The following is a 26,874-nucleotide window of genomic DNA, read 5'->3' as shown; positions in this document are numbered from 1 at the left end:
GCACGATGAATACTAAGATTGCTATCGCGTTATTAACAGCTACAGCGTTAAGTGCCTGCGTTATCGAGCCACCAACCGGTGATGTAGAACTTAACGACGTTACGGCATCAGGTGCGCCGCAGCCAACTCCTACTAATACCGTAGCGCCTACTGCAACGCCTACGAGCGGTGTTGAGCCTACTCCTCCGGTAGTCTCTACTCCAACGCCAGTTGTTGGAGCGCCAGATTACACAGGCGAAGTCACTGCTTCTTATTGGGTTTTGTCTGGCGACTCGACCGCTAAAGTTGTCATGGCAGAATCCTTTACCGGTGAAGTGGTTGAAGTCTTTTCCGGTGACGCTACAAGTTATGCGATAGATAGTGCAAGTGGGCGATTCGCATTTATTGATAATAGGGATAGCTCCCTATGGATTGTTGATGCAGCTCGATCTGCGGTTAAGGTTGCTGACCTTGCCAACTATAAGTCAGGCTCAACGCTTCCTCTATTGTGGTTGAGTGGAGCTAAACAGGTAGGCTATCAAAACAACAGTGGCGGGTTATCAGTTATTGACTTAGAGACTTTGTCGCAAGTTGATACATTTGACTTAAAAGAAGTCGTCGAGTGGAAGACAAATGACACAGGTGATTTAGTCGCACTCGAAACTGTCGATGGTGAAGTGCATCAGGTTAGTAGTCTAGATAGCAAGCGACTATTCGCGCCTACAGCTGGCTCGCTTACTGACTGGAGCTGGTGTGGTAGCCAGACCCTTGTAGGGTTGAGTTCAGAGAGTGTTGGTGAGTCGGCAGTGGAGACACGGCTTGTTCGCCTTGATGGAGGGCGCAGCGATAGCCAGTACATTACATTTCCTGCTCAGTCGTCAACGAATGCCACTAGAAATGTACTGAGTTACGATTGCTCACCAGATGGTGAAACCATTGCCTATGTTACTAACTATCGTCACCTAGGTGTTGACTCAGCAGTTGCCAAACAATTAAAGGTTAACCTAGTTTCGGGCTCATTTAACTCGGAAGAAGAAATTCCATTTAATCTGGTGAATGGTGCCACCCAAAACCCTGAAACGCTTTACCAAGTTCGTCATTTGGCAGATGGAAAGCTGGTTGGGGTGTTCGGTGAAACTCAAACCTCTTCTGTTTTGCCTTTCATGGCTAGCTATAGTTATCAGTCGAATATTCAGCAGTTTTCGGTCAGTTCAGAGCAAATTGGCACAACTCAGTTTGAGTCTACTCAACAAGTTGCAATTGAAGCCTTGGAGGCTGGCTACGCTTTTGCGACGGTTGAGAACGGCAAGTTAGGCTCTGGCTTTTTTGATAATGAGAGCGCTTCGGGTCAGGCTACGGTGAACGCGTCAGTTTCAGATGTGGATCAAACTTTTGAGCAGCTAGGTGCCTCGCTTTCAGCCGGCGGTGTTATCGAGAACTATGCCACTGTATTGCCGTGGCAGTCTGACACGGGTTTGCGTGCAACGGTGGCATTTGCTGATCAATCTCAGCCAATAGACCTAATCAATGAAATACGAATAAATACTAGTGCATCTACTGTTGAATTATTGTCGACACCGAAGTGGCTGTCGAAAGATCTGCTGGCCATAACTTGGCAGTCTGAGCTCGGTGCATTTGCAGGCGCTTTTCGGTTATCTACGAAAAAGATTGAATTAGTCGGTGGTAAAGAATTTTCAAGTGTTGATAGTACTCGTATTTCAGCACTCGTTTATTAATCGAAACATGTAGTTTCACACGCAGCAGGGAGAGCGGGCGTTTCCGCGCAAAACAAGGATGTAGCTGTTCCTTGTTTCTCCCAGCGAAAAGTAAAAAACCAAGGGAAAAGGGACAAATATGTATCTCCTTAAAAAGAAAACGCTAGCAATATCAATTGCTGCATCTTCTGCAATCTTTCTAGCTGCTTGCGGTACTGATACCCCAAGTACTGAAGGTAACTCTGAAACGCCAACTGAAGTAGTGGTTTCACCAGTTATCGAAGTTGAGCAGAAAGTAGACTTTACTGATGTGACTGCACCTCGCGGTATGGTTACGGGAACTGTTGTTGATTCTAATGGTAATCCTCTTGCTGGTGTTCGCGTTGGTATTGCTGGGCAAGTAGTTGAAACAAATGAGCTCGGCACTTACGTGTTTGAAGAGGTGCGCGCAACTGGTGTAGATACAATCGACGCGGCACGCACGCAGTATCTTCAGGTTACCATTCTTGGTGGTGCGATTGGTGACAGCAACTACATGGGCGCAAAAGTTAACGTGCTTCCGCGCGCTCAAATCTTTGAAGGTGAATCTGTCGATGGTGCTGGCTTAGATGCGCAAACCAACGTAACATTTGTTGATGGTTTTGTGGCGGAAGCTGGTGTAGCAGTGCTTCCTGAGCTCAAGTCTAGCATTTCTGGTCGCTTAATCGACTCTTCTAACGGCCAGCCACTTCCTAACGTGAAAGTAGCACTGGACGTGGATTCTGTTTCTGGTGCGGTATCTGTTTCAAATGGTGTTAGTGGTGTGCAAACGCTGTACTCATCTGCTGCACTTCCAACAGCGACAGCTGACGCTGATGGTTACTTCCGCTTTGACAACCTCCCGGCTGATACCAGCTTCACATTGGCATTGGAAAACGAGGTTGAGCGTTCGTTCGATGTAAAAGATTTAGATCCTACGAGTGTTAACACGGATAATGAAGATATCGTTACCGATCTAAAGCAGGTTATGGTTGACGTTACTGAGTTCGTCGACGATGTTGCTCCGTATATCGTTCGAGTAACGAATGTCATCGCTGATGGTGAATCTGGTCAAATAGTTCGCAACAGCAATCAGGTAGAACTAGTATTTAGCGAACCAGTTGACGTGAGAGATCTTACAACTGTTCGAGCTTCTGCCTTCAAAGATGGGACCGCTTCGCGAGTACCGGTAATTGCTTCTCAAGGTTCGGATAAAACTCGTTTATTGCTATCTTTTGAGTCTGAGTCTGCATCTAATACACTCGAGGAAGTAAAGGGACGTGAGATTCAAATCTATATCCCACGCGGTGTAATCGTAGATACTTCTAGCCTTAAAAACGGCCTTGTAGGTAGTAACCTAAATAGCTCTGCACTGAAGTTTACAACATCACAGTCAGGCGAGCAGGATAAGAATACTGCTGCTCACGTGAGAATTACTCTCAATAACTATGATGATCTCAAGCTAGATAATATCGCTGTTGTGCCAGCGCAGATGGGCGATGATGGTTCAGACCCTATGCAGGCGCTGGATGTTATTCAAAAGCAGAGCAATAGCTTCGCGGATGCTGATGACGTAAAAGTGGGTATTCAGCAGTTAAATGTGGCAGAAGCAAAAGGCCGGTTAGATGCGCTACTGAAAGCCTACACAGACAAACTAGGTTTCGATGCTGCACTCGTAGAAACTACAGTCGCTCGCGTATCGGTTGATACGAGCCCAGCTGGCGCCGCATATTTCACCGCTCGCGTAATAGACAGCGTATCAGGCGAAACCAAGAAAACTGCTGAAGTAAGTTTCGTTAATTCGCCGCTGTCTGTTACTGAAAATAGTGCAGAAGGTGTTAATACTTTTTACGTTCGTACTGGCGCATCAGAAGTTCAAGAAGCCCTAGTGTCAAAAATTGAACCAGGCGACATTCTGGAAATTACATCATATGATTCATTTGGTACGCCGGGTGAACCAGTAACTTTACCTTTGGTTGATAACGTGCCGCCAACTACGTCGCTTCAGTTTGCCTATGGCACTGATCCGGCAGAGAACACAACTAAAGTTGAGTTCTACGGTCAGGGTGGTGAGCTGTCTAGCTACACAGGTTCGCAGTCACAAATTGGTATGCCGATCTTGCCGCTAACACCACGACTACTGGTTGAAGTGGATGGCACAAACAATGGTCCGAATGATGATGCGGCGCAGCTAAGGCAACTTCGTAAGCTATATAACTTGAACACTGTTTCGGCCGATGAAAGACTGGAAGTGATTGGTAAACCAATTATCGATCCTGCTTCGGGTGTATATGACAGAAATGCTTATCGAGCATTTGCTGATAATGCTGACCTGTCGGCGACTGTTGGTGTTGCCTTTACAGAGAGCGTTGATTTGGTAAACACTGATTTGGTCACTTACAGCAACTCAGCAGCAACTGTTACACCTAGTGATTGGAAAGTTGCAAATGATATCGTTGCAACTGATATCGGTGGAGAAGTATCAGAGGTAGATTTGCTACAGTTCTCAGTGCCAGATATTTATCAGTTTGCTCTAGAGCAGTCTGGAGATTATATATTTGACTTCACTGGTGCTGTTTCAGACTTGGCTGGCAATGTTACTGATACGGATACCAACGCAAAAATTCAGATTCAAGACCAGATGCCACCGCTAGTTAAGACGGCTCGCTACTTCATTTTGGAGAGTGGAACCGACTTCCCAACGGATGCTCTTGAAGTAGTGTTCGATAAACCTGTTGCTAAAGTAGAAAACGGTAAAGCAGTAATTTCTGAAACAGAGCTAACCTTTGCGCTCGGTGCTACAACTATCACGGTTGACGGTTCTGAGGACTATATTGTTCCAGAAAATGAACTGAATAAGCTGATACTGCTACCATCATCTTGGGGTGGGGACTTAACTCGTCAATCAGTATTCACACTGCCTGCATACCAACAAAATGGCGCATGGCCGTTCCAGTCTTCAGTGTTTGCAAATGCGCACGCTGAGTTTGCGTTTGAAAATATTCCAGCTGCTGTGTCTGGTAAGTCATGGGCGGATTACTCTGAGATAATGGACGCGCCGAAGTTCGCTTTGGTTAATGAAATTTCAGTTTTCGCTACTCAGTCACCATTTACGCTAACTAAAGGTTCAGCTAAAGAGCTGATTGTCAAGGTGAGCGTGACTCATCCTCTTAACGACGAGAGGATTCTTGGTGCGGGAAGAGTTATTACTGGTGCGGAATCCACCACCGTTACTGGTCTGTTTTCTGTAGCGAGCGGAGTTACCGCTGAGAATGTAACTAGTGTTACGGTCACTCGCGAAGGTCTAGGTGATTACACCTTTAAAATTACTCTTCAGAATGACGTTCAAGACGGTGTTGAGTATACAGTTCAAACGATCAATAACGGTAGTAATGTACTGCAAAGTGGTTTTGATAAAACTGAGACCATTCCTACATTGGGTGAAAATGGTTTAAAAGCAACATTCTAATAATTTTTTACATGTTGAAGAGAGCCTTCGGGCTCTCTTTTTTATCAAATACAAAAGCGTCCTAAGGGGCGCTTCTTTATTTGATAATTACTTTGTTTAAGGGAGTATATTAATGAAGAAGCATTTTTTGATATTAGGGATATGCGCTGTGATTGTGGGGTGTGAGCGAGGTAGTATTGAGCGTTCGCCAAAGCCTGGACAAAGTGATTGCAAGTAGCCTTGGCGAAAAGATCTCGATGGTAACATCGAGATCTTTTACCCCTGTCACAAAATCATCATCTAGGTACCCAAAGGGGTAGTATTACAAATCCCTTTCCATACAATCATCTTGATCGACTTGTAACCAAGCTCAGTTTATGGAATCTTACACGTCGGCATGACTAAAGGGAGCATTCAGCATGCGTATTTTCTCTACCATTTTCTTGTTGTTCACAGTGTTATTAACAGGCTGTGCAACACCTACTTTAAACTTCGAAATGGCTTCGGCAGAGAAGCTTAACACCGACCGCTGGGGCGATTCGTACTCAGTGACCATGCGTGTGTATCAGCTGTCCGATACGGCCCGTTTTGAAGAAGCCTCATACGAAGCCCTGTGGAAAAGTGACGAAGCAACTTTGGGGGCAACGCTTGTTTCTACTCGCGAGTTTATTGTTGAGCCAAACCGTGAAGAAGTGTTCGCGCTTGAGCGTTCAGCCGGTGCAAAATTTGTGGCCGTTGCCGCATTCTTCCGCTCGCACGAGAGTAATAATTGGCGAGCAGTGAAAAAGATTAATTACGATCTGCCAGCCGACACCAATTTAACCTTGTCGCTCACCGACAAGACCGTCGAGCTCGGTTACCAATAAGTGAAGTAATCAGGCGGCGCGATGCCGCTAAACTTTTTACTCTATAGGACAGTTATGATTAAAGGACTACGCAAAGTCGTTTGGTCGGAAGGGGTTTTCCTTGGCCAGCAGCATCTTCAGCAATTCGATAACTACACCGAGCAAGCCCGTTGGCTACAGGCCAAAACGTATCAGCCTTACCCTTGGGGTATTGTTGATTGGGAGCTGAGCGCCATGGCGTTGAGTGCCGGTAAGGTGTCGCTTAGCCGCTTGCAGGCGGTGTTTCCTGATGGACGTTTAGTCGACTTTCGTGCCGACCTAGATGGCGAGGTCGTGCTCGACCTCTCAGATGATGATCGCGAAGCCCTGGAACTGCTGGTTATGCTGCCAGATTTCAGCGGCGCTAGCCCAATTACTGGTTATGAAAATACCCAGCGCACGCCATCGCAAACTACCGAGTATGTTGACCTACCAGACCAGCACGACCCTGCGCGTAAGCGTGAGGTGTTGTTAGCCAAGTCGAACATTCAATTGATTACCGAGCGCCAAGCAAGTGTAGGGCAAACAGCCTTACGTCTAGGCCGTTTAGTAAAAGAGGTGGATGGCGCCTACCGTGTGGCCGAAAATGTCTGGCCACCAATGCTGCAGATGATCGCAGCCAAACCTTGCTTGTCTTTGTTGCAATCGCTAACCGAAATGCTGTCTGCACGCGTGCGTGACTACAGCGAGCGGCGCAAACAACTTGGTGATGTCGCCAGCTTCTCACCAAGTGAATCGGCCGAGTTTTATTTAGAAGCCCGCATTGCTGAGTTTTTAGCGCAGGCGCGTATTTTGAAAAACACGCCACAGCAATCGCCTTACGAGCTTTATCAGCTATTAGCCGTGCTACACCAGTTGCTGGCTATTCACCAGTCGCCAGCAGATATCGACACCGTGCCGGCTTATCAGCACGAAGCTCCGCACGAATCTTTACTAACGCTTATGGGCGATGTGCGACGCATGCTCAATGCCGAGGTGCACAAACCAGAGCGCAAAACGGGCATCGAAAAGATTGGCCCTGGGCGCTTCCAGAGCAGTACGCTGTCTAGCGATGTGTTATCGCGCTACAGCTTCTTCTTGGCGGTAAATCATAAGGCTGAAAACCCTGAGTGGGTTAATCGTTTTGAGCGCATCGTTAAGCTGGGTGACCCAGAAAGTGTTGAACGCATGGTGGCGATGTCGCTGCCAGGTGTGCCGGTTCGCCACACGCAACGCGTGCCGCAGAAAATTCGCATTAAGTCGGGCTATGAGTACTTCTTAATCGACAAAAACTCGCCAGCTTGGCAAAACGTGAAAGACGCTGAGCAATTCGCCTTGTTCTGCATGGGTGAGTTTGCCGATGTGGAAATTGAACTGGTTGTGATCGAGGAATAATAGTGAGCAACGCAACAATGCCTGCCGCGGCTGATCGCTACATTACGGAAGCCATTGCTCCGGTAGTAACGCTGGCGATGAAAGTACGCGACCCAAACTTTGCTGCACAATGCAGTGACGATCTGCAAAAGCAATTCCGTGATGCCTTTAGGCTCATGGAGCGTGCGTTTTTTGAGCAGCAGCTCGACGCCGGCGATGTAGAAGAGATCAAGTTCGCCTTGTCGGCATTTAGCGATGAAATCGTTATGAGTTCACAGTGGCCGGGTCGCTTCGACTGGATGGCGCAGCCACTCCAGCTTGAGTTTTTTGGTGAAAGTAACGGTGGTGAACGCTTTTTCGAACGCTTGCTAACGCTTCGTGAGAAAGGCGATCAAGCATCCCTAGTCGCACTCGAAGCATATTACCTGTGCTTATTGCTGGGCTTTCAAGGTAAGTTCGCCTTCGATGGTCAAGACCGACTGATGTCTATTAAGGCGTCAATGAAGTCTGAGCTTAGCAAACGCAAAGGGGCGGTTAATCGCCAGTTGTCCGACAAAGCCGTGCCAGAAAACAGCATTTCGTATCGCATTGCTGGCCAGCAACCATATTGGGTAATTGTTGCGGTGTTTGCCTTTGTACTCATTGGCATGACCGTGTTTTACAGCTCTAGCACACAAACACTGATTGCCAATAGTGCCAGTGAAATTGAACAACTCCACCAGCAGCTCAATAGTGAATCAACAAGATGATGGGAAAAATCGTAAGCTTGCTACTTAGCCGTGGGGCAGGGATCTTCGTTGGGATCGCCTCGATCCTATTGGTCATTTGGTTTGCTGGCCACTACGTCGGCCTCGATACCGTAACGCTAAAAGTGATGGCTATGGGCGCGGTGATTGCCGTGTACCTATTGTACCTAGCCATCAAAGCCATTGTGCAATCACGCCGTGGTAAAAAGTTAGAAAAAGATCTGGTCGCCTCATCGAGCATTGGCTCTGAATTGCAGCAAAAGCTCGATGAGACATTGCAAAAAATTCGCCAGTCGGACCTAGGCCAAAAATACCGTGGTAAGTCGGCGCTCTATGTGCTGCCTTGGTATATGGTGATTGGGCCATCGGCAGCCGGTAAAAGTACCTTGTTCTCACGCTCGGGGCTGAACTTTCCACTACAAGACGACCAGCGCTATCACGTTGAAGGCATTGGTGGCACACAAAACTGTGATTGGTGGTTCTCTGATGAAGCCATTCTAATCGACACCGCTGGCCGTTACACCGTTGAAGAAGACACGCAAGAATGGACTGAGTTCCTACGCTTGCTTAAACAGTACCGTTCAAAGGCGCCAGTCAATGGCGTGGTGTTAGCGCTGCCTGTAGAAGAGTTGCTGCTGTCGGATGACGCGGCCGTTGAAAACCATGTAAAGAACTTGCGCAACCGTATCGATGAAGTGGTACGTGAGCTTGGCGTGCTTTTCCCAATCTACGTGGTGCTGACTAAATGCGACCAAATTGAGGGTTTCACTGAGTTTTTTGCCGATCTTAGCGAAACCGAGCGCAGCCAGCCTTGGGGTGCGTTTTTGCTCGATGAAACCGAAGATAAGAAAACCAATGTGTTTGATGTGCTAACCAAGCGCATTCAGGCCCTTACCGATCGTTTGTTCGAGCAGCGCTGGCAAAAAGCAGAGCTGGCCGACAACGAGCAAGCACGCGCGCGCATTCACCAGTTTCCATATCAATTCCAAGCCGCATCAGATCGCTTGTCTTTCTTCTTTGAGAAGCTGCTTAAGGTAAACCCGTACCATGAAACACCATGGTTTGCTGGGGTGTACTTTACCTCTAGTACCACTGGGCAGAGTACGATTGCGCAAGTATCAGATCCTACAGGCACCCATTTTGAGCAACACCCGCGTGGTGAAAAGCCGGTTGATGCGCCATCAGGCATGTTCGTTGGTAGGTTATTCGCCGACGTGATTTTGCCATTGAAAAAAGCCGTGCGCGGTAACCGCCGCCGCCAGCGTGTGCATCGCTGGGCCAAACTGGGCTTGTTTACCTCTCTGGCGGGTGTATCTGCCTTTGCTGGTGTTACCCTCACTACGGTGTATAACTCAAATGAAGCTGTGGTAAGCGAGTACTCAACCGAGGCCGAGAACCTAGTTGAGCGCTTTAATGACACAACGTCGACGCCGCTGCAGCGCTTAGATGCCCTGACTAGCTTATTCACCCACTTTCAAAATTTACAGCGGGTAGAAACACTATCGCCGCTACAAATGCTTGGCCAAAGTGAGCTGACCGACACCCATGCCGAGCCAATGAAAAAACTGGTACAAGATGCCATCACCAGCTACGTAGAGGGGCAGATTGCGCCAGCATTGCAAAACCGTTTGGCAGCCTACAACACAGAGTGGGCCGCACTAGGAGAAGTAGACCGCTCAACCGTGCGCGCAAGCTACTATGAAACGCTGCAAACATACCTGATGCTCACTAGCCATAACGAGTTTTATGAGCGCGATATGGTGGCACAGTCGTTAGCGCGTATTTGGCTTGACTCGTTTGCCGGTAACGACATTCAGCACGTTTACGATGAGCGTCTACCTGAACTTGGCAACATGATTGCGCTTTACCTGGATGAGATTCATGAGCCACGTGCGCAGCGCCAGTCCGAAGGTGTGTGGTTGGCAAGTACTGACTTAGTGCCAGTGGCTCAAGATAACTTGCGTGCCAAGGCCGATGAGCAGTCGTTATACGCGCAGCTAATTGCCACAGCAGACGACCGCTACGAAGCCATTCAAGTTAACAAAATTCTTAAGCCTAAATATCGCTCGGCACTGATTGCTAACAATACTGTTACGGGTGCATACACACGTGATGCCTGGGATGGTTATATACGTGGGCGCATCAATAGCCTAGCGAAAATGGCCGCCAGTGGCGACTGGGTAACCGGTGCGGCGGTGGCCGACCCGGGTGAAATAGACCCACGCAAAGAAAGTGAACTCAAGCGTGCACTACGAGAGCAATACTTCTTCGACTACGTAGAGCAGTGGCGCGGCTTTATCGCTGGCCTAGATACGCCAAATTATCGTGACCTAAGTGAAGCGGTAAATTCTATTAAGGCGTTGTCGGATGGTGAAGAAGGGCCGCTAAAAACCGTATTTGATGAAGCGGCGCGAAACATGCTCATCCGTGAGGTGGCACCAGAGTCAAATGGCCTCACCGACCTAGCGAACAAAGCGCAAGGCAATGAAGAAGGCGAATCAGCGGTGCCAGAAGTGCCAGTGATTGCTTCGTTCAGAAGCCAAGCCTCTGAGCTATTTGAGCTGCTAGCACCCGCTAACGACGCCTCGGGCAGTGCCTTGCTGGCCGACTACACCGCCGAGCTAATCGCACTAGCTGGTGAGTTAGAAATTCTTGCGGTATCAGCCGACGCCGATAAAGAAGCAAAAGACTATGCCTCGGCGATTTTATCGGGCCGTGGCAGCTCTAAACAGCTTTATGCTGGTTGGATTGCCATTAATAACCGCTTAGATGAAGCCTCAACCCCTGTGCGCGACATGATGCGAGAACTAATGACCGACCCGCTGCGCCGGACTTGGTCGGGCATAGTTGCCAATGCTGCGCGCTCACTGCAGCAAGATTACGAGAATAAAATTTATAGTGCCTACAACCGCACCTTGCGTGGCAAGTTCCCGTTCTCGGCTGGCGCAACATCCGCTACCTTTGATGACATCGACACCTTTATCGGCGACGGTGGTGCTTTGTGGGCCTTTGTTGAGCAAGACTTATCGCCATATGTGGAACAGCGTGGTGGTAGCTGGCGAGCACGCTCATGGTTGGGGCGTAGTGTGTCGATCAGCCCGGCATTTTTCTCAGCCGTTGCCAAAGCCGAAGATGTCAAAAATGCCGTGTACAGCAGTGATGGCATGCAGGGGATGAAGTTAGATATATACCCTGAACCAGCACGGGGTGTAAGTGAGTCTTTACTTCGAATAGGTAATCAAGAATACCGCTACCGCAATGAGCAACAAGAATGGCGCACCTTTGAGTGGTCGCCAGAAATGGGCAGTGCGGAAATTATGGCGCGTGGTACATCTGGCAGGGCGCCGGAGTCTATTGAAGAATCGGGTAGCTGGTCGTTCTCACGCCTGCTACGCCATGCCGATGTAGATTACGTGAGTGGTAGAACATTTAGAGCGACATGGACGTTAGGGGATGCGGGTAACCGCTATAAAATATCATTCCTCTTACGTGCTGAACGGGACGGCAGCATATTAAACCCAGGAAAGCTTTCGGGATTTGAGCTGCCTCGACAACTAGTTGAGAGCTAATCATGGGTTTGTTTAGTCGCAGGAAGCGCGAAGACGAGGTAGTAGAAAAGGTGTTAAACCCTGTGGTGCTAGGTGCCACAGGTAAGCTACCTTCGCACGCGGACTTTATTCGCGTTGGCGAGCCAATACGCGAAGCACAAACGCTAGAAAGCATGGTGCGCGAATGGTTTGTACAGCACCAGCGTGTGAGCGGAGAGCCAACGACCATTGGCGTGCTGATGACCGGTGGAGAAGACCGCTCGGGTTTGGTCGCCATTGTTTACCCCAGTGCCGATTCCGCTGGGCGCGATTATCCTTGGGTTGTTTATGGGCGCTGGGCACTACCAGAAACCTATGGGCACCCCGCTGCCTTGTTTGCCGCTGCCAATCAAGCAGTATCGCAGTTGGCCGAGCAAACCTTGATGCAGCTGACCAATCAGCAATCGGTAGATTTGTGGAAACCTGAGTTGCTCAACGACGCCAAGTTGACCGTCATGCAAACTCAGCGCTATCGGCGCGAGGCCATGAATGTATTGCATGGGCAAACACTGCGCGGCTGGATTGAGCAGCTTACCGGTGATGCTAGCCACTATGGTGGCCAGTTTCTGGCCATGTATCACGCCTTATTGCAACAAGCTCGCCGCCCAAGTGCCGCCTACTTAGGCATGGTGCTGCCCTTGGGAGACCGTGAGCAAGCCGACCAGTCGCTGTGCTTCTGGTTATTGCTTTTACAAAACTATTTCTCACAACGTCGCGCTCGACCTGATTTGGTTTGGCATTTCCAGCAAAAAATTGGTAGGTTATACGTACTGACAAAGCCACTCACGGTTTCACACCTAGTGGCCATTAGTGCACCGACCGACTCTGACTGGCTCACCCCAGAAGAGCTGGAATGGAATGAAGCGGATATTCAGCCCTTGCTGAACGAACTCGACTCACCGCTGATCGATGCGCTTATTGCTTGGGAAAGGATGCTATGACTAGTTGGACGCTACAAACACTTCCAGATTCCGTTTTTGAACCCATCGATGGCGGTGCAGGTGAAGACCCGCGCTATTCCGACCGGTTTGACCGCCTGAAACAAGAAGTTCAGAAAACCGAAGACGTCGATTTTGATTTAATCGTGACCACCGCTCGCGAAATTCTGGCTGAAGAAGCCAAAGATATTCGTGTTGCTACCTACCTAGCGCTCGGGTTAGCCAAGTTAGAAGGCTATAGCGGCTTAATTGAAAGCATGTACGTGATTGTTGAGCTGTTTGAGCGTTTTGGCGATGATTTACAGCCAGCGAAGCCAAAGTTTCGCAAGTCGGCCATAGAGTGGCTGCGGTCACCTAAAATTCTTACCTTTGCTGAGCGGGCTGGCAATGCACCCAGTGGCGAACAAGCAGCGCAGGCCCAGCATACTTGGGAGCAGTTCGCCAAAGTTGCCCAGCACTTTGTAGACCCAGACACACCATTTAAATGGCCAGATTTTGAAAAGTGGCTAGCGAAGGTAGTGGAAAGCAATCAGCCAGAGCCAGAACAAGTGGTTGAAAAGCCAGCCGCCGCGCCACCAGCAGCACCTAAGCCAGCCCCGGCACCAAGCGCACCAGCAAGTGCTGCGCCTGTGAGCTCGAGCATAGGTTCAAAAGCAGAGCTGACGGCATCTGTGAAGAACTTATTGGCGCATTTTCGCAGTGAAAACCGTTTTGCCACCATGATTAGTGTTGCCCGTGGTTACCTATGGGCCGACCTAAAACTGCCACCGAACGAGAACGGCAAAACCAGGGTGCCAGCGCCACGTGAAGCCAGTTTGAACAAGATTAAACTGCACATGGATAACGAGCAGTGGCAAGACGCCCTATTGGCCTGCGAAGACATGTTTTTTGAGCCGGGTGGCATTTTTTTGATCGATATTCAGTTTCACGCCTGTGAAGCGGCGAAAAAGTCTGGCCAAAAAGACGCAGCATTTGCCGTTGAGAGCGCAGTTAAAACGCTCGTCGCACGGTTACCAAAAATAACTCAAATGTCGTTTGATAATGGCGACCCGTTCGTAGATGCCACAACCCGAGCGTGGTTAGATCAACTGACCGAAGAGGCAGGTGATTCTGGCGCGGCGGTGGATGTCAGCAAAGAATGGCTGAACCAGGCGCGAGAACTAAAAGCCAGCGACAGTTTGAGTGTTGCACTGCGTTGGTTAAACGAGCAGCCAACGGCGCATGAAGGCGAGCGTCTAAAACGTCAGCTCTGCCAAGCGCAATTGTGCATTGAAAGTGATCGCAGCCAATTGGCCGAGCCGATGCTCGACCGCCTGGCCGATGAAGTCGCCAGACTTAATCTGGCAGTGGTAGACCCTGACTTTGCCATGCAAGTGTGGCGTTACGGGTACCGCGTTCTGCAAGACCGTTTGTCTGATACAGACGATGGCGAGCAAAAAGTCGTTATCAATAAACGTCTCGAGGCGCTCCGTGCGCAACTATGTGCCACAGATATCGCAAAAGCGGTTGAGTGGTTATAACAACTACTAAGGAGTTCGGTCATGGGTGACAGCTTCCAGAATGAAATCCCACGCGCCCGCGTGAACATTGCACTGGACCTAGAAACAGGCGGTGCTAAGAAGAAAAAAGAATTACCAATGAAAATGTTGGTAATGGGCGACTTCAGTAACGGCAAAACCGAAGGCGAAATCGCTGAGCGTGAACGCATTAACATTAATGCAAATAACCTTGAAAAAGTGATGGCAGATTTAGCGCCAGAAGCGCAATACTCTGTGCCAAACCGTATCCGTGAAGACGGTGGCGACATCAAGGTAAATTTGCAGTTTAAAGACTTTAAATCGATGCACCCAGAGCAAGTGGCGCATCAGATTCCAGAGTTGGCTGCCCTACTTGGCATGCGCAACCTGTTGAAGGATTTGAAGTCGAACCTATTGGATAACGGCTCTTTCCGCAAAGAAGTTGAACGCATTCTGCGCAGTGACCAAGATTTGGGTGCGCTAAAAGAAGAGCTGAAAAACCTAGTAGAGATTGAAGCCGGCGGTGCGAACGAGCCTGAGGCTAAAGAAGCGAAAGAGGGAGATGCATAATGACGCAAGAAGCTGCATCACAAGCCGCGGCCACCACGGAAGCCACAGAAGGCAGTGTTTATGAGCGCCTGTGTGGCATCGTAGACATGGCGCCAGTGGGCGACAAGGTTACCATCGACCACTTTAAAGACTCTGGCAACATGGCTGATATGGCCTCAAACCAGCGTATCACTGCAGCATTGCAGGTGTTCTTCGATATCGCCCTGGAGTCGGGTCAGCAAATTGAGCGCATCGACAAAACGCTGTTAGATGAGTACATCAGCCGCTTAGATCAAACGATCTCGGCGCAATTAGACGAAGTACTACATCACGAAAAATTCCAGAAGATTGAATCTGCTTGGCGTGGGTTGAAGTTCTTAGTCGATCGAACCGATTTCAAATCGAACATTCGCATTGAGATGATCGACGCAACCAAAGAAGACGTGCGCGAAGACTTCGAAGAAGCGCCCGATATCACACAATCTGGTTTGTATGATCACGTTTATACGCGTGAATACGATACACCAGGTGGTGAGCCAATTTCGGCGATTGTTTCTAACTACGACTTCGACAGTTCAGCACCCGATGTTGCCTTGATGTCTTCGTTCTCGAAAGTATCGGCTGCCGCACATTGCCCATTTATCGGTGCTATTGGGCCGAAGTTCTTCGGCAAAGATACCGTAGAAGATATTCCAAAGATTCAAGATTTGGAAAGCTACATGGAACGTGCCGAGTACATTCGCTGGAAAGGTTTCCGTGAAACAGAAGACTCACGCTACGTAGGCTTAGTATTCCCACGCTTTATGCTGCGTCTTCCATATGGTGAGTCGAACCCAGTGCGTTCGTTCAACTACGAAGAAGCTGTAACCGGTGAAGACCACGAGAAGTACCTATGGGGTAACTCGTCATTCGCTTTTGCCGCCAACATGGCGCGCAGCTTCAAGAAACACGGTTGGACCGTTAACATCCGTGGCCCTGAAGCAGGTGGTAAGCTAGAAGAGCTACCGATCCACTTCTACGAATCGGGCAAGGGTCAGGAAACTAAGATTCCTACCGAAGTACTGATTTCAGAGACCAAAGAACTGGAATTTGCCGACCATGGTTTCATTCCGTTGAGTTACTACAAGAACAGTGATTACGCCTGTTTCTTCTCGGCTAACTCAACACAGAAGCCAACCGAGTATGACCAGCCAGCGGCCACCGCCAATGCCCGTATCAACTCGCGTTTACCATACATCTTCTTGGTATCACGCATTACACATTATTTGAAAGTGTTGCAGCGTGAAAACATCGGCTCGCTGAAGTCGCGCAAAGACTTAGAAGACGAGTTGAATACTTGGTTGCAAACGCTAGTAACCAAAATGAACAACCCAGACCCTGAACTGGCTGCCTCGCACCCATTGCGCGATGCCGCGGTTGAAGTGGTTGAAAACGAAGCAAACCCTGGTTTCTACAGCGTGCGCATGTACGTACAGCCGCACTTCCAAGTGGAAGGCGTAGATGTGCGCTTGTCGCTCGTTTCGCAGATGCCAGAATCTTAATATCTTGCTAAGCAGCTGTTTTGCTTAGTAAACATTTTCTCAAGGTGTAATCAGCCAGTTCGCTGGCTGATTTGAGAAACACTGAAGTGCACACCAATAAATCAGAAACTCAAAATGGAGAAATGAGTTATGGCAATCCCTGCCTATATGACACTTACGGATGATCAAGGTAATGAAGTAACTGGTTCGGTAACAGTAGCCGGTCGTGAAGGTACTATTGAAGTACTAGCATTTGACCACCAGCTGCGTATTCCAACCGACAACGACACTGGTGAACTAACGGGTACTCGTAAGCACGAGCCATTCGTTATCACCAAGGCGTTTGATTCTTCAAGCCCATACCTATACAAAGCGTGCAGCAACGGTCAGACGCTAACTAAGCTAGACCTAAGCTGGTACAAAATTGACGACACTGGTACTGAAGTTGAGTACTTCCGTCATACGCTAGAAGGTGTGAAGATCACTTCTGTGAGCCCTACTATGGCCAACGTGAAAGACATCGACAAAGAGCGCTACCCGCACTTGGAAGTTGTTGCTCTGCGTTACAAGAAGATCACTTGGACATACCTAGACGGCAACATCGAGTTCTCTGACTCGTGGGTTGAAGGCCGCTAATTTTAGCGTCTATCAACTAGATAGAGCCGCCTAGCGCGGCTCTTTATGGAACCTTACTGTAACAAAGTAAGGATGTTGCAAGCAGTTGGTGAAATTTGGCAGTTATGCATACCATTTTTGATACCCTAACAGGCTCCTATGCCGACGGTGATGATGTGTCGGAATACAGCAGTAACGAAGCGGTGCTGAAAAGCGTTCGTAGTCATTTGTTGCGCCTGTTAAACGCTCGCCAAGACGTACTTCAACACTTGCCAGACTATGGCATTCCAGATGTAAATAAGTTTTACCAAGCACTGCCTTATTCCGAGCGTGATATGGCTTACATTGTTAAGCAAACCATCGAAAAATATGAACCTCGGCTAAAGCATGTGCGCGTACTGCCTAAACCTCGTGATCTGCAGCGCTGTGTTGTGCGCTTAGAAATTAGTGGCGAGATTATTGGGGCTGGCAGAATTAGATTTCAAACCTTGTTTCGCTCAAGTGGCGAAGCAACGCTGACGCAGTTGAACGGTGGCTAATGCGCGAGTATTTTGAAGCGGAAATGCGGGCTTTGCAGGAGGCAGCACAGGAGTTCGCTGAAGCCTATCCTGACCAAGCAAAAATGCTGAACCTAAATACGGTTCGCGACCGCGACCCTTATGTAGAGCGTTTGCTAGAGGGCATGGCGTTTTTATCGGCCCAAATGCGCCAGCGTATGGACGAGCGCGTACCAGAAATTTCCCAGGCGCTACTCGACCAAGTATGTCCGTCGCTGTATCGACCATATCCCAGCACAACCATAGTTGAGTTTTTTCCATCCGATTTTCACAGCGACGTAGTAACCGTAGCCGCTGGTGAAAAAGTAGGGGCGTTCAACGTAGGCCCCGAACGTGCTGAAATTCAATATGCCACTCGCCAACTGGTAAAAGTGCAACCGCTGCGCATAGACGACTTCACTGCCGAAGAGCGCAATGGTGTGAGTGTACTGCGCCTAACCCTTGGCAAGCACAATGGTGCTAGCTGGGCCGATATGCAGCTGAGCACCTTACCTATTTATCTAAATGGCGATTGGCCATTGGTACTGGCACTGCGCCATGCGCTGTTAAGTGCTGAAAGCTGCCAAGAAGCCGGCATTAACGGCCAAGCGCTGGAAGTGGTTGATCACTACGCCGAAGGTAGAGACGGCTTGCTACCAAATTATGGTCGCTCACAAACGGCCCTTAGTTTGATTCACGACTACTTCTGCGCGCGCGGCCGTTTTATGTTTGTTGCCCTAAAAGGGCTTGATTGCCAACGTATTGCGCCAGATACCAATCAAATTAGCATCGAAATAGTTACCCCGGTTAAATTGCCAGCTGATCACCGCGTAAGTAAGCGCTCAGTTGCTTTGCACTGTACGCCAGCTGTCAACCTGATAAAAGACTCAGCCGTGCCGCTGGTAGTAGATGGCAGTAAAGATGAGTACACCATTAAAGTAGACGGCAGCAAATCGTCGTACAGCTCGGTGTATCGAGTAGAGGGCGTTACCGGTCGAGATTTGCATACCGGTGAGGTTCGTGAATACTCACCATTGTTTGCTAAGCGTGTGCGCAAAGCTAACGACCCAACCTATGAAGAACGCCATCGTGCCGTAGCACCAAGTAAGCGCCGTGCGCTGGTAGCGCTAGACCGTGGTGGACGCATGGGGCAGGAGTCGATTAGCACCGATATTTTAATTACTAACGACCAATACCCACGCCAGTACCTAGATGTACACGGCATTGCCAAAGCAGGCCCAGATGTGCCACGCGATATTAAAGTGCGCAACATAACACGGCCAAGCCAAAGCTTAACGACGCCACAGCACCATGATATTCGCTGGCAATTGGTGTCGTTGCTCAACCTAAGCCTTAACCAGTTAAGTGATGTCAACAACCTCAAGCATCTACTCAGTTTGTTCGACTGGACACAGTCACACGACAACAGTAATCGCATTGATGCGCTGCTGGATATTCAGGCAGAGCCGGTCAGTCAGTTTCGCCGTGGCGTGCTATCGCACGGTGTGAACGTCACTATTAAGCTTGAAGAGACAGGTTTTTCTTCTATGGCTGATGCGCACCTATTTGCCTCCGTGATGCACAAGTTCTTCTGTGGGTTCGTTAGCGTCACCGAGTTTGTTAAAACCACCGCTGTGGTGATGCCAAGTTATGAAACCTGGCATTGGCAAAGCCAAGACGGCACCAAGCCGGTACTCTAAGGGGGCAACATGAGCAAGAGCCAAGTTGCCCGCGGGCATTTAACTCAACTAACTTACAACGCCACACACTTCCATTTTCATAGCATGATGGAAGCGCTCATTGAGTTAATTGCCGACGGCGACCTAAGTGTTGCCAAGCAACGCTTGCGCTTATTGCCACATGATGGCCTAGCTTTCCCAGCTTCGGACGTGCGCAGCCTAACGGCTCAGCAAACTGAAGCACTCGATCAATTAATAGAAGTGTGGACACTCAAGCTCAACTTTATGGGCTTTTATGGCGTTGATGCGCCCCTGCCACATTACTTCTTAGAAACCGTGACCGAGCAGCGTGAGCCTGGTCAGCGTGTGCAAAAGTTCCTCGATATTTTTAACAATCATAGTTACTGGTTGTTACATGAAACCTGGCGCCAGCGTGAGTTAGTTGGCAGCCAAGGAGAAGCGCTTTACCAAGAAATGCTATCGGCCATTGCCGGTGGTAATCCTTCGGTAACCGACTTTGCCGGCCAGTACTTACATGCTAACCGCTCCGTTGATTCACTGGCGGGTATGGTGAGTAATTTGCTCGGTGGGTTGAACGTCACAGTTGATAACAATCAAGTCAGTTATGTTGCGATTGATAGTGACTGTGGCTTAGGTACTGGGCTAGCGTTAGGCGACAATGCCTTGTTGGGCGACCAGTTTTTAATTCGTGGCCGGCACGTAAAAATTACTCTAGATGACGTGCCGCAGCACATTGCCGAAGCCCTTGCACCCGGCGCTGAGTTGGGTGAAATGCTGGCGCAGTTTGTTAGCAGCTATCTGCCATTTGGCGTAAGTTTCGATGTAGAAATAGACATGCAAATGGACCCAAGCAGTCAGTTTACGCTTGGGCAACATGGCAATACATTGGGCTTTAATACAATTTTAGGGGACATCGGCGCAGACCGGTACGAGACCATTACAATAAACAACCGCAGGTATGGGGCCTAGAAGAAGGTCAAGGAAACGATATGGATAACCAGACGCTTAGAGCTTTAGTCGACCGCTTAAACCATCAATGTGCCATGGCACTTGAAGGCGCCGCTGGCTTTGCAACCAGCCGCACCCACCGCTCGGTTGGGCGCGAGCACTTCATTTTAAAATTGATGGAAGATGGTGAGCGTGGCTACTTTGAGGCCATCTTGGACTATTTCCACGTTGACCAAGATCAGCTATGGCACAACCTGCTAGACGAGATTAGCCGCTACCCAGCTGCTAACGACGGCCGCCCAAAAATCTCGATTGAATTATTCCAGCTGCTCGAACAAGCCTACGTGCAAGGTGAGTTGGCCTTTGGCCATAAAGAAATTACCTCGGCTGGCATTATGATTGCGCTACTTAACGAGTACATGCAAGACCCAAGCAGTAACGCATACCGCCCGCTAGATCGAATTGATCTTACAGCGCTGAAAGCCAATTTCGACAAAATTGCTGCCGATGCAGCTGAAGGTAAAAGCTATGGCAAAGCCCTGAATGCACCAGTAGGTGGTTCTGCGGCAAGCCAAGATGGTGGCGAAGGTGAATCGGCGCTTGAGCGTTTCACCACCAATTTAACCGAAAAAGCTCGCGGTGGTGACATGGACCCAATTACTGGTCGTCACGAAGAAATCCGCATGGCAATTGACATTCTTTGCCGTCGCCGCAAAAACAACCCAATTTTGGTTGGTGAAGCCGGTGTGGGTAAAACCGCTGTGGTAGAAGGTTTCGCCCAGAAAGTAGCGGCTGGTGAAGTGCCTGAAATGCTCAAAGACATCAACGTTTGTGTGCTCGACATGGGCTTGCTACAAGCTGGTGCTGGTGTTAAAGGTGAGTTTGAACGTCGCCTAAAAGCGGTGATCGAAGAAGTTCAGGCGCAAGCGGGCAAAGTGATGCTATTCATCGACGAAGCACACACGCTCATTGGTGCTGGTGGTGAAGCTGGCATGAGCGATGCGGCGAACTTGCTAAAACCAGCGCTGGCGCGTGGTGAGTTGCGCACCATTGCCGCGACCACATTTAGCGAATACAAACAATACTTCGAGCGTGACCCAGCGCTTGTGCGCCGCTTTCAGCCTGTCACGGTAGAAGAGCCATCACTAGACCAAGCTATGTTGATGCTAGCTGGCCTAAAAGGCCGCTATGAAAAGCACCATGGCGTGCAAATTACCGACGACGCGATTGAGTCAGCGGTTTACCTATCAGACCGCTATATCAATGGTCGTTACTTGCCTGACAAAGCCATTGACCTGCTAGATACTGCCGCAGCGCGAGTAGCAATGGGGCAGTCGTTGATTCCACAGGAAATTGAACATCACAAAGAGCGCACGGCGTACCTTGAAAAGCGTTTGCAGCTACTAGGCGAAGAAAAAGCCCGTGGTCTAGACATTGAAGCCGCGTTAGTGGAAAAACTAAAAGCGGAACTAGACGAAACCAAAGCGACGATTGAGCGCCTACATAACCAATGGCAGGCCGAAGCAGCGAAAGTTGCCGAAATTCAAGCCGGTGATGCTTCGGCGTCTCGTACCTTGCGTGGCGAATTGGCTGACCTGCAAACAGCTCGCCCATACGTGCAGCCAGAAGTTAACCAGCTAGCAATTGCTGATGTAGTGGGCGACTGGACGGGTATTCCAGTCGGCTCAATGGTGAAAGATGAAATTCAAAACTTGCTCACACTTGAGCACACCATTGGTGAGCAAGTGGTTGGCCAAGACGGCGCACATGCGTTATTGGGCCAAGCTTTGCGTTCTGCCAAGGCAGGTTTAAAAGCATCGGAAGGCCCAACAGGGGTATTCTTCTTTGCTGGCCCAAGTGGTGTGGGTAAAACTGAAACGGCGCGCGTATTGGCCAAGCACCTATTTGGCAGTGAGCGCTCGCTCATCACCATTAACATGAGTGAATACCAAGAGTCGCACACCACGTCGCAGCTAAAAGGCTCGCCTCCAGGTTATGTGGGTTATGGTCAAGGCGGTATTCTGACCGAAGCCGTGCGCCAAAAGCCATACTCGGTTGTGCTACTAGACGAAGTTGAAAAAGCCCACCCAGATGTGATGAACCTGTTCTACCAGGTGTTCGACAAGGGCTTTATGCGCGACGGAGAAGGCCGCGAGATTGACTTTAAAAACTGCATCATCGTGATGACCTCGAACCTAGGTACACACGAAATCGACGAGCTATGCACGCCGCCAGAAGAGCAGCAAGAGGATGAAATCATCGACTTGAATGCGCTACAGGGTAAAGACAGCGGTGAAGAAGCAGCTCCGGACAGCACTGAAACAGTTGCTGAAGACGGTTCTGATGAAGAGGCTGAAGAAGAATGGCAAAAACCAACGGTGAAAGCCTTGGTAGAACCCGTTAAAGAAGCCATTCTTCGCCACTTTGCGCCTGCTTTGGTAGCACGTATGCAGATCGTGCCATTTATGGCGCTAGACGGCGAAGCACTAGAACAAATTGTGGCGCTTAAACTAGATAGCGTGGCAGTCAAACTGCACGACACGCATGGCATTGAAATGCGTTGCCAGCCAGAAGTCATGCAAAAGCTAGTCGCCCAATGCCAAATGAACGACGCTGGCGCGCGCTTTGTTAACACAGTGATAGAGCAATCATTAATGCCAAACATCGCCCAGAGCATTTTAGGCTTCATGGTAGAAGAAGACATGCCAGATATCCTAAGCCTGCAACTGGACGACAATGGCGAAATTGAATGCCTATTCGCTGACAAAGCACCAGCCATGGCAGAACCAGAAGTAGTTGCCACGGTATAAACCGCGGCGAGTTCGCTGGGATCGAGGTAGATTCCGCGTCGGAGGAGGGGCAATCGTTTTTTCGACACGCCCGCAAGTACGTCCTTGTAGGGCTCGACAACAGCCATCCCTGGCTGTTGACGGTCTCAAAACGACCACCCCTCCTCCTCGCTAATATGCTGCCCCTTCCCCGGAACTGGCACATTGATGCCGCTTAATTGAACGTGCCTTGCTCTAAAAGCAGGGCGCTATCACGGAGGATTTAAGATGACGCTAATGACTGAACAACATTTTATTGGGCTGGAGCTCGCGGGAGCGCTGGCGAAGGTTGACGACTATCAGCTGTCGGGTTGGACGATGCACGACGATTATCGTGTGCGTGCCACCATTAGCGTCGACTTTCCTTTAACGGCTGACGAAGTACTGGGTCAGTATGCCGTATTTGATTTGCCGCTAGCAGATATGCAGCTAGGTGGCATTGTGATTGGTATGCGCCTCGCCAGTGCGCGCTTGCTTGATGAGCAGGTACACCGCTATCAAATTACTATGGTTTCGCCACTGTGGCAGCTTGATCAGCAAAAACACCATAAGGTGTGGGTTGAGCAAGATGCGGTGACGATTGCGCAAGAATTTTTAGGTGAAGTGTTTACCAATGTAAAAGTGAACTGCGAAACACCACCTGTGCGCCTAATGACTGTGCAGTTTGAAGAGTCGGATGGTCAGTTTGTTCGCCGAATCCTCGCGCGCGAAGGCATTAGCTTGTTGAGCTACTGTGAAGATGGTGCCGCCGTGGTTGAGCTGATCAACGATATGGCAACGCTTGCCGAAGCTGCGCCACAGCAGGTATTTGATTATAAGCCTGGTTCTGGCATGAACCACCACAACGACAGTGGCGTGCTCGACCGTGACCACCTGGTGGTGCGCGACGTGCAAAGCGTGAATGAGCTAGCACATGGTGATGTGTCGGTAGACGACTACGACTATGCCCAGCCAACCCAAAGCCTGTTTGCCCAGCGAGTCAATACCGATACGTTATCGACCTCGCAAAGCAGCGAATATGGCCACCAGATTCTGGATCAAGAAGACGCCAAACGGTTTGCCAAACAGCTAGCGCATGAGAACGCCTGGAAGCAAACGCACTACGTGCTAACGACTAACTCACCACCGGTTCGCCCTGGTGCCATTATCAGCGTGCAAGCTGATAGCAGCCAGCTTGGTTTTGAAGCCGTAGCGGAAATGGGCGAAGTCTATGTTCTGCGCTGCGACAGCGAAACGGTCGACAGCAAAGCCTCGGGCAATGGCAGCACCTGCGATCACACTACCAAACTGTTGTGCGTACCAGTCGGCACGCCATTCCACGCGCCGTATCAGCGCCGCCAGCCAGTGTATGGCGTGATTAGCGCCACCATTAGCAACGAAGTGGATGAAACCGGCCAATACCGCGTGCGTTTCCCATTTGACCAGTCTGGTTCGGGTGACGACCGTGCAAGCCGCGCTACCCGTTTAATGCAGCCGTTTAACGGTGCCGATCATGGTATGCACTTCCCGCTGGCGCAAGGCACCGAAGTAGCCGTGAGCTTTGAGCAAGGTGACATAGATCGGCCAATTATTTTGGGTGCGCTTAACAATGAACAAGCACCAAGCGTGACTAGCAACGCCAACCCACGCCACAACCTAATTCGCACCCGTGGTAATAGCGAGTTTTTATTCGACGACACACCAGATGCCGAGTTGATTCGCCTAAATACCGACCAAGAAAAGAACAAACTGGTGATGGACGCTGCCGCCGATAACCACAGCATTACCCTAGCGACGGTAGGTGACATGGTAGTCGAGGCAGGTAAGTCGATGACCATAGATGTTGGCGATTCGATGAACGTAAGCGTGTCGGCCACCTATGCTGCAGAAGTGCGCGGTGACTATTTACACCAAACCACCGAAGGTAATCTGAGCTTTACCTCAGAAGCCGATATGACCCTGACCGCAACCGGGCTCACAACATGGCAAACCCGCGAGGGCGACTTTACCCAAACAGTCAACGGCAGCTACCTGGCAGAAATTGCTAACGGGCAGAACGTGCAGGTAAATGAAGGTGACTATCAATTGTTGGTCGAGCAGGGTGGTATCACAATGCAAGCAAACAGCAACATCACACTAATGGGTGCCGGCTCAGGCAACATCACCCTGCAGCAAGGTGATGGCATTGTTCAGATTGATAGCAGTGGTAATGTCACCATCAATGCACCAAACGTAGAAATCACCGCTGACAAGATCAGCCTAAAAGCCGGCTCGATAGGTAATAACTAAACTGTCACTCCCGCGAAGGCGGGAGTCTAGCTTCAGAATGATCGGGGCTAAAAACGTTGCCCAGCTGCGCCGTACAACCTACGAATAATACCCGTAGGTTTTACGAACCGCAGGTTCGGGAAACAAAGAATCGTCACTCCCGCGTAGGCGGGAGTCTAGCCTCGGCACATTCGAGGATAAAAGGGCAAACACATGCAAAAACAAAATGTCGTACAACTCTCGGCTAATCAAACTGCATTAGCCCAATCACTCGCAACCGTTGTTGAAACCAAAAACGGCTGCGCGGTCTCTGTAGATATCAACGGTAAAACTCACCAGGTAACCGGCCACGGCCGCAGCGTGGCGCATCTCCATGAGCAAGACCAAGTATTGGTGATGCACAATGGAGAGCAGTGCATCGTTACCGACATCGTAGATAGTCAGCACAAACCTGCTCAGAGCTTCACAGTCGAGAATGGTATCGCCAAACTTGATGGCGTAAACGCCATTAGCCTGCAAACGCAAAAAGGCGAAATCACCATCGACCTAAACGGTCGTATTTTTCTGCAAGGTAAAGAACTCTATAGCCGCGCTGAGCTGGATAATGTAGTGACTGGTCGGGTAGTGAAGATTAACTAGGATATGCTCGATATATTGCTATGTGCTTATATTAATTTTGAGCACATAGCATTTTTATAAAAATTTCGAGACAATTATGGTGCTTTCTCTAATGACCCTGCTCAGAAAATACTATTAGTCTTGCACGCATCTCAAATTTTTCCCAGTCATAGTGTTCTAGTATCCCATTAGAATAGTCATCGCAGTCTTTCAGTTTTTCAATGACTTTTGTTAGAAAAATCTCACTCAATAGCCCATTTTTCAGTGCTTTGCTTAGTTCCTTAAATATATCAAATAGACTTTTTATAGACTCAGAACTGAGCTTATCCATCCTTTCTGGGCTATGGATTTTAAACAACCTACCCGAAAGAGATAGTAACTCAGATTTTTTGTCTGTTGATTCTTCTTTTACTATTGTTTTGTGTAAATCGGTGTGCATGTTTTTGTAAAATGGGTTGAGCTGTGCGCTTAGTCCTGTATCTATATCATTAAAAAACTGTTTCTCTATTTTTTCGAATTCTATTTTTGATAAAATTGGTGCCGTACCATCTAAGAGTGAAGCCAAGTGCTGAGAAATGACTTCTTTGTGCGCCATAAACGCTAGTCGGTGGTCTCTCGATTCCTCAAGCTCCTTTGTAAGATTGTAGTTCTTTATAAACTCTTCTCTAGCTACCTTTATAGTATCTGGGTTCATTGCTTTTTTGTAAACGGGGTCAAAAGTATTGCAAAACACTTTTTTATATAGGCTGTCGGGCTTCTCGTAGTTTTCCAGCCTATTTTTCGAGGTGCAGTCTTTTACATATCGCCAAAGCGTAGTTTTCGTCTCTTGGTGCCACTCTATGCTTTCCTTGATACGCTCAGGCATAGCAAAGTCATTGTCTAAATCCATAAATACATCGATTGCGCCGGCAGCCATTGCTTTCTGATCGCTAATTGCTGTAGACAGCTTTACCCAGCCTGTAAAGGCGATATTTTCAGGTACTCGCGCGCGAATGACCAGCCAACCGCCTGTACCACGGGGGTCAATACCAGCTGTATAGGTTACTTGCTTGTAGGGTACTGTTACCGGTTTGCGAAACCAACCGCGGTAAAACGTAGCCGTTTGGGCTCGCCGATGGAACATAATGC

The 26,874-nt window shown here is 49.3% G+C and carries 18 protein-coding genes; 17 read left to right on the top strand and 1 reads right to left on the bottom strand.

The window, feature by feature from the left end:
• Positions 1–5: 5 nt before the first annotated feature.
• The 17 genes from DUW71_RS00090 to DUW71_RS00010 all read left to right on the top strand — a co-directional run bounded on the left by DUW71_RS00090 (position 6) and on the right by DUW71_RS00010 (position 25,767).
• The gene (locus DUW71_RS00090; protein WP_119393195.1) at positions 6–1,715 is read left to right on the top strand and encodes a hypothetical protein; all 1,710 of its coding nucleotides are present in this window, start codon (positions 6–8) and stop codon (positions 1,713–1,715) included.
• Between the two features lie 118 nt (positions 1,716–1,833).
• Positions 1,834–5,181 carry a carboxypeptidase-like regulatory domain-containing protein gene (locus DUW71_RS00085; RefSeq protein WP_119393194.1) on the top strand — a complete coding sequence of 1,116 codons (3,348 nt, stop codon included), beginning with the start codon at positions 1,834–1,836 and terminating at the stop codon, positions 5,179–5,181.
• A 398-nt stretch (positions 5,182–5,579) separates the two neighbouring features.
• The gene (tssJ, locus tag DUW71_RS00080) at positions 5,580–6,026 is read left to right on the top strand and encodes a type VI secretion system lipoprotein TssJ (RefSeq protein WP_119393193.1); all 447 of its coding nucleotides are present in this window, start codon (positions 5,580–5,582) and stop codon (positions 6,024–6,026) included.
• A 54-nt stretch (positions 6,027–6,080) separates the two neighbouring features.
• The gene (gene tssK / locus DUW71_RS00075) at positions 6,081–7,418 is read left to right on the top strand and encodes a type VI secretion system baseplate subunit TssK (RefSeq protein WP_158583805.1); all 1,338 of its coding nucleotides are present in this window, start codon (positions 6,081–6,083) and stop codon (positions 7,416–7,418) included.
• Positions 7,419–7,420: 2 nt separating this feature from the next.
• On the top strand, positions 7,421–8,146 hold the full coding sequence (locus DUW71_RS00070; protein ID WP_119393191.1) for a DotU family type IV/VI secretion system protein: 726 nt from the start codon (positions 7,421–7,423) through the stop codon (positions 8,144–8,146).
• Positions 8,143–11,712 carry a type VI secretion system membrane subunit TssM gene (gene tssM, locus DUW71_RS00065; protein ID WP_119393190.1) on the top strand — a complete coding sequence of 1,190 codons (3,570 nt, stop codon included), beginning with the start codon at positions 8,143–8,145 and terminating at the stop codon, positions 11,710–11,712. The genes DUW71_RS00070 and tssM overlap by 4 nt, the downstream gene beginning before the upstream one ends.
• A gap of 2 nt (positions 11,713–11,714) precedes the next feature.
• Positions 11,715–12,671, top strand: a complete 957-nt coding sequence (locus DUW71_RS00060; RefSeq protein ID WP_119393189.1) for a TagF domain-containing protein — start codon at positions 11,715–11,717, stop codon at positions 12,669–12,671.
• The gene (gene tssA / locus DUW71_RS00055) at positions 12,668–14,188 is read left to right on the top strand and encodes a type VI secretion system protein TssA (RefSeq protein WP_119393188.1); all 1,521 of its coding nucleotides are present in this window, start codon (positions 12,668–12,670) and stop codon (positions 14,186–14,188) included. The genes DUW71_RS00060 and tssA overlap by 4 nt, the downstream gene beginning before the upstream one ends.
• Before the next feature lie 21 nt (positions 14,189–14,209).
• Positions 14,210–14,755, top strand: coding sequence for a type VI secretion system contractile sheath small subunit (gene tssB / locus DUW71_RS00050; protein ID WP_119393187.1), 546 nt, complete (start codon positions 14,210–14,212; stop codon positions 14,753–14,755).
• Complete coding sequence (tssC, locus tag DUW71_RS00045; RefSeq protein WP_199671110.1) at positions 14,755–16,275, top strand: type VI secretion system contractile sheath large subunit; 1,521 nt, start codon at positions 14,755–14,757, stop codon at positions 16,273–16,275. The genes tssB and tssC overlap by 1 nt, the downstream gene beginning before the upstream one ends.
• A gap of 129 nt (positions 16,276–16,404) precedes the next feature.
• A complete protein-coding gene (locus DUW71_RS00040; RefSeq protein ID WP_119393185.1) occupies positions 16,405–16,890 on the top strand; it encodes an Hcp family type VI secretion system effector in 486 nt (161 codons plus the stop codon).
• 104 nt (positions 16,891–16,994) lie between these two features.
• On the top strand, positions 16,995–17,408 hold the full coding sequence (tssE, locus tag DUW71_RS00035) for a type VI secretion system baseplate subunit TssE (protein ID WP_119393184.1): 414 nt from the start codon (positions 16,995–16,997) through the stop codon (positions 17,406–17,408).
• The gene (gene tssF / locus DUW71_RS00030) at positions 17,408–19,105 is read left to right on the top strand and encodes a type VI secretion system baseplate subunit TssF (RefSeq protein ID WP_119393183.1); all 1,698 of its coding nucleotides are present in this window, start codon (positions 17,408–17,410) and stop codon (positions 19,103–19,105) included. Before tssE ends, tssF begins: the two co-directional genes overlap by 1 nt.
• Before the next feature lie 9 nt (positions 19,106–19,114).
• Complete coding sequence (locus DUW71_RS00025; RefSeq protein WP_119393182.1) at positions 19,115–20,074, top strand: type VI secretion system baseplate subunit TssG; 960 nt, start codon at positions 19,115–19,117, stop codon at positions 20,072–20,074.
• Between the two features lie 20 nt (positions 20,075–20,094).
• Positions 20,095–22,863, top strand: coding sequence for a type VI secretion system ATPase TssH (gene tssH, locus DUW71_RS00020; protein WP_119393181.1), 2,769 nt, complete (start codon positions 20,095–20,097; stop codon positions 22,861–22,863).
• Between the two features lie 255 nt (positions 22,864–23,118).
• On the top strand, positions 23,119–25,149 hold the full coding sequence (locus DUW71_RS00015) for a type VI secretion system Vgr family protein (RefSeq protein WP_158583804.1): 2,031 nt from the start codon (positions 23,119–23,121) through the stop codon (positions 25,147–25,149).
• 192 nt (positions 25,150–25,341) lie between these two features.
• On the top strand, positions 25,342–25,767 hold the full coding sequence (locus tag DUW71_RS00010; protein WP_119393179.1) for a hypothetical protein: 426 nt from the start codon (positions 25,342–25,344) through the stop codon (positions 25,765–25,767).
• An 88-nt stretch (positions 25,768–25,855) separates the two neighbouring features.
• Here DUW71_RS00010 and DUW71_RS00005 read toward each other — a convergent pair.
• Positions 25,856–26,874 (bottom strand): hypothetical protein (locus DUW71_RS00005; RefSeq protein WP_158583803.1); only part of this gene is annotated, 1,019 nt, incomplete at its 5' end.

The organism is Salinibius halmophilus (assembly GCF_003577475.1).
GTDB lineage: Bacteria > Pseudomonadota > Gammaproteobacteria > Pseudomonadales > Natronospirillaceae > Salinibius > Salinibius halmophilus.
This window is presented reverse-complemented; position numbering and strand designations above follow the sequence as displayed.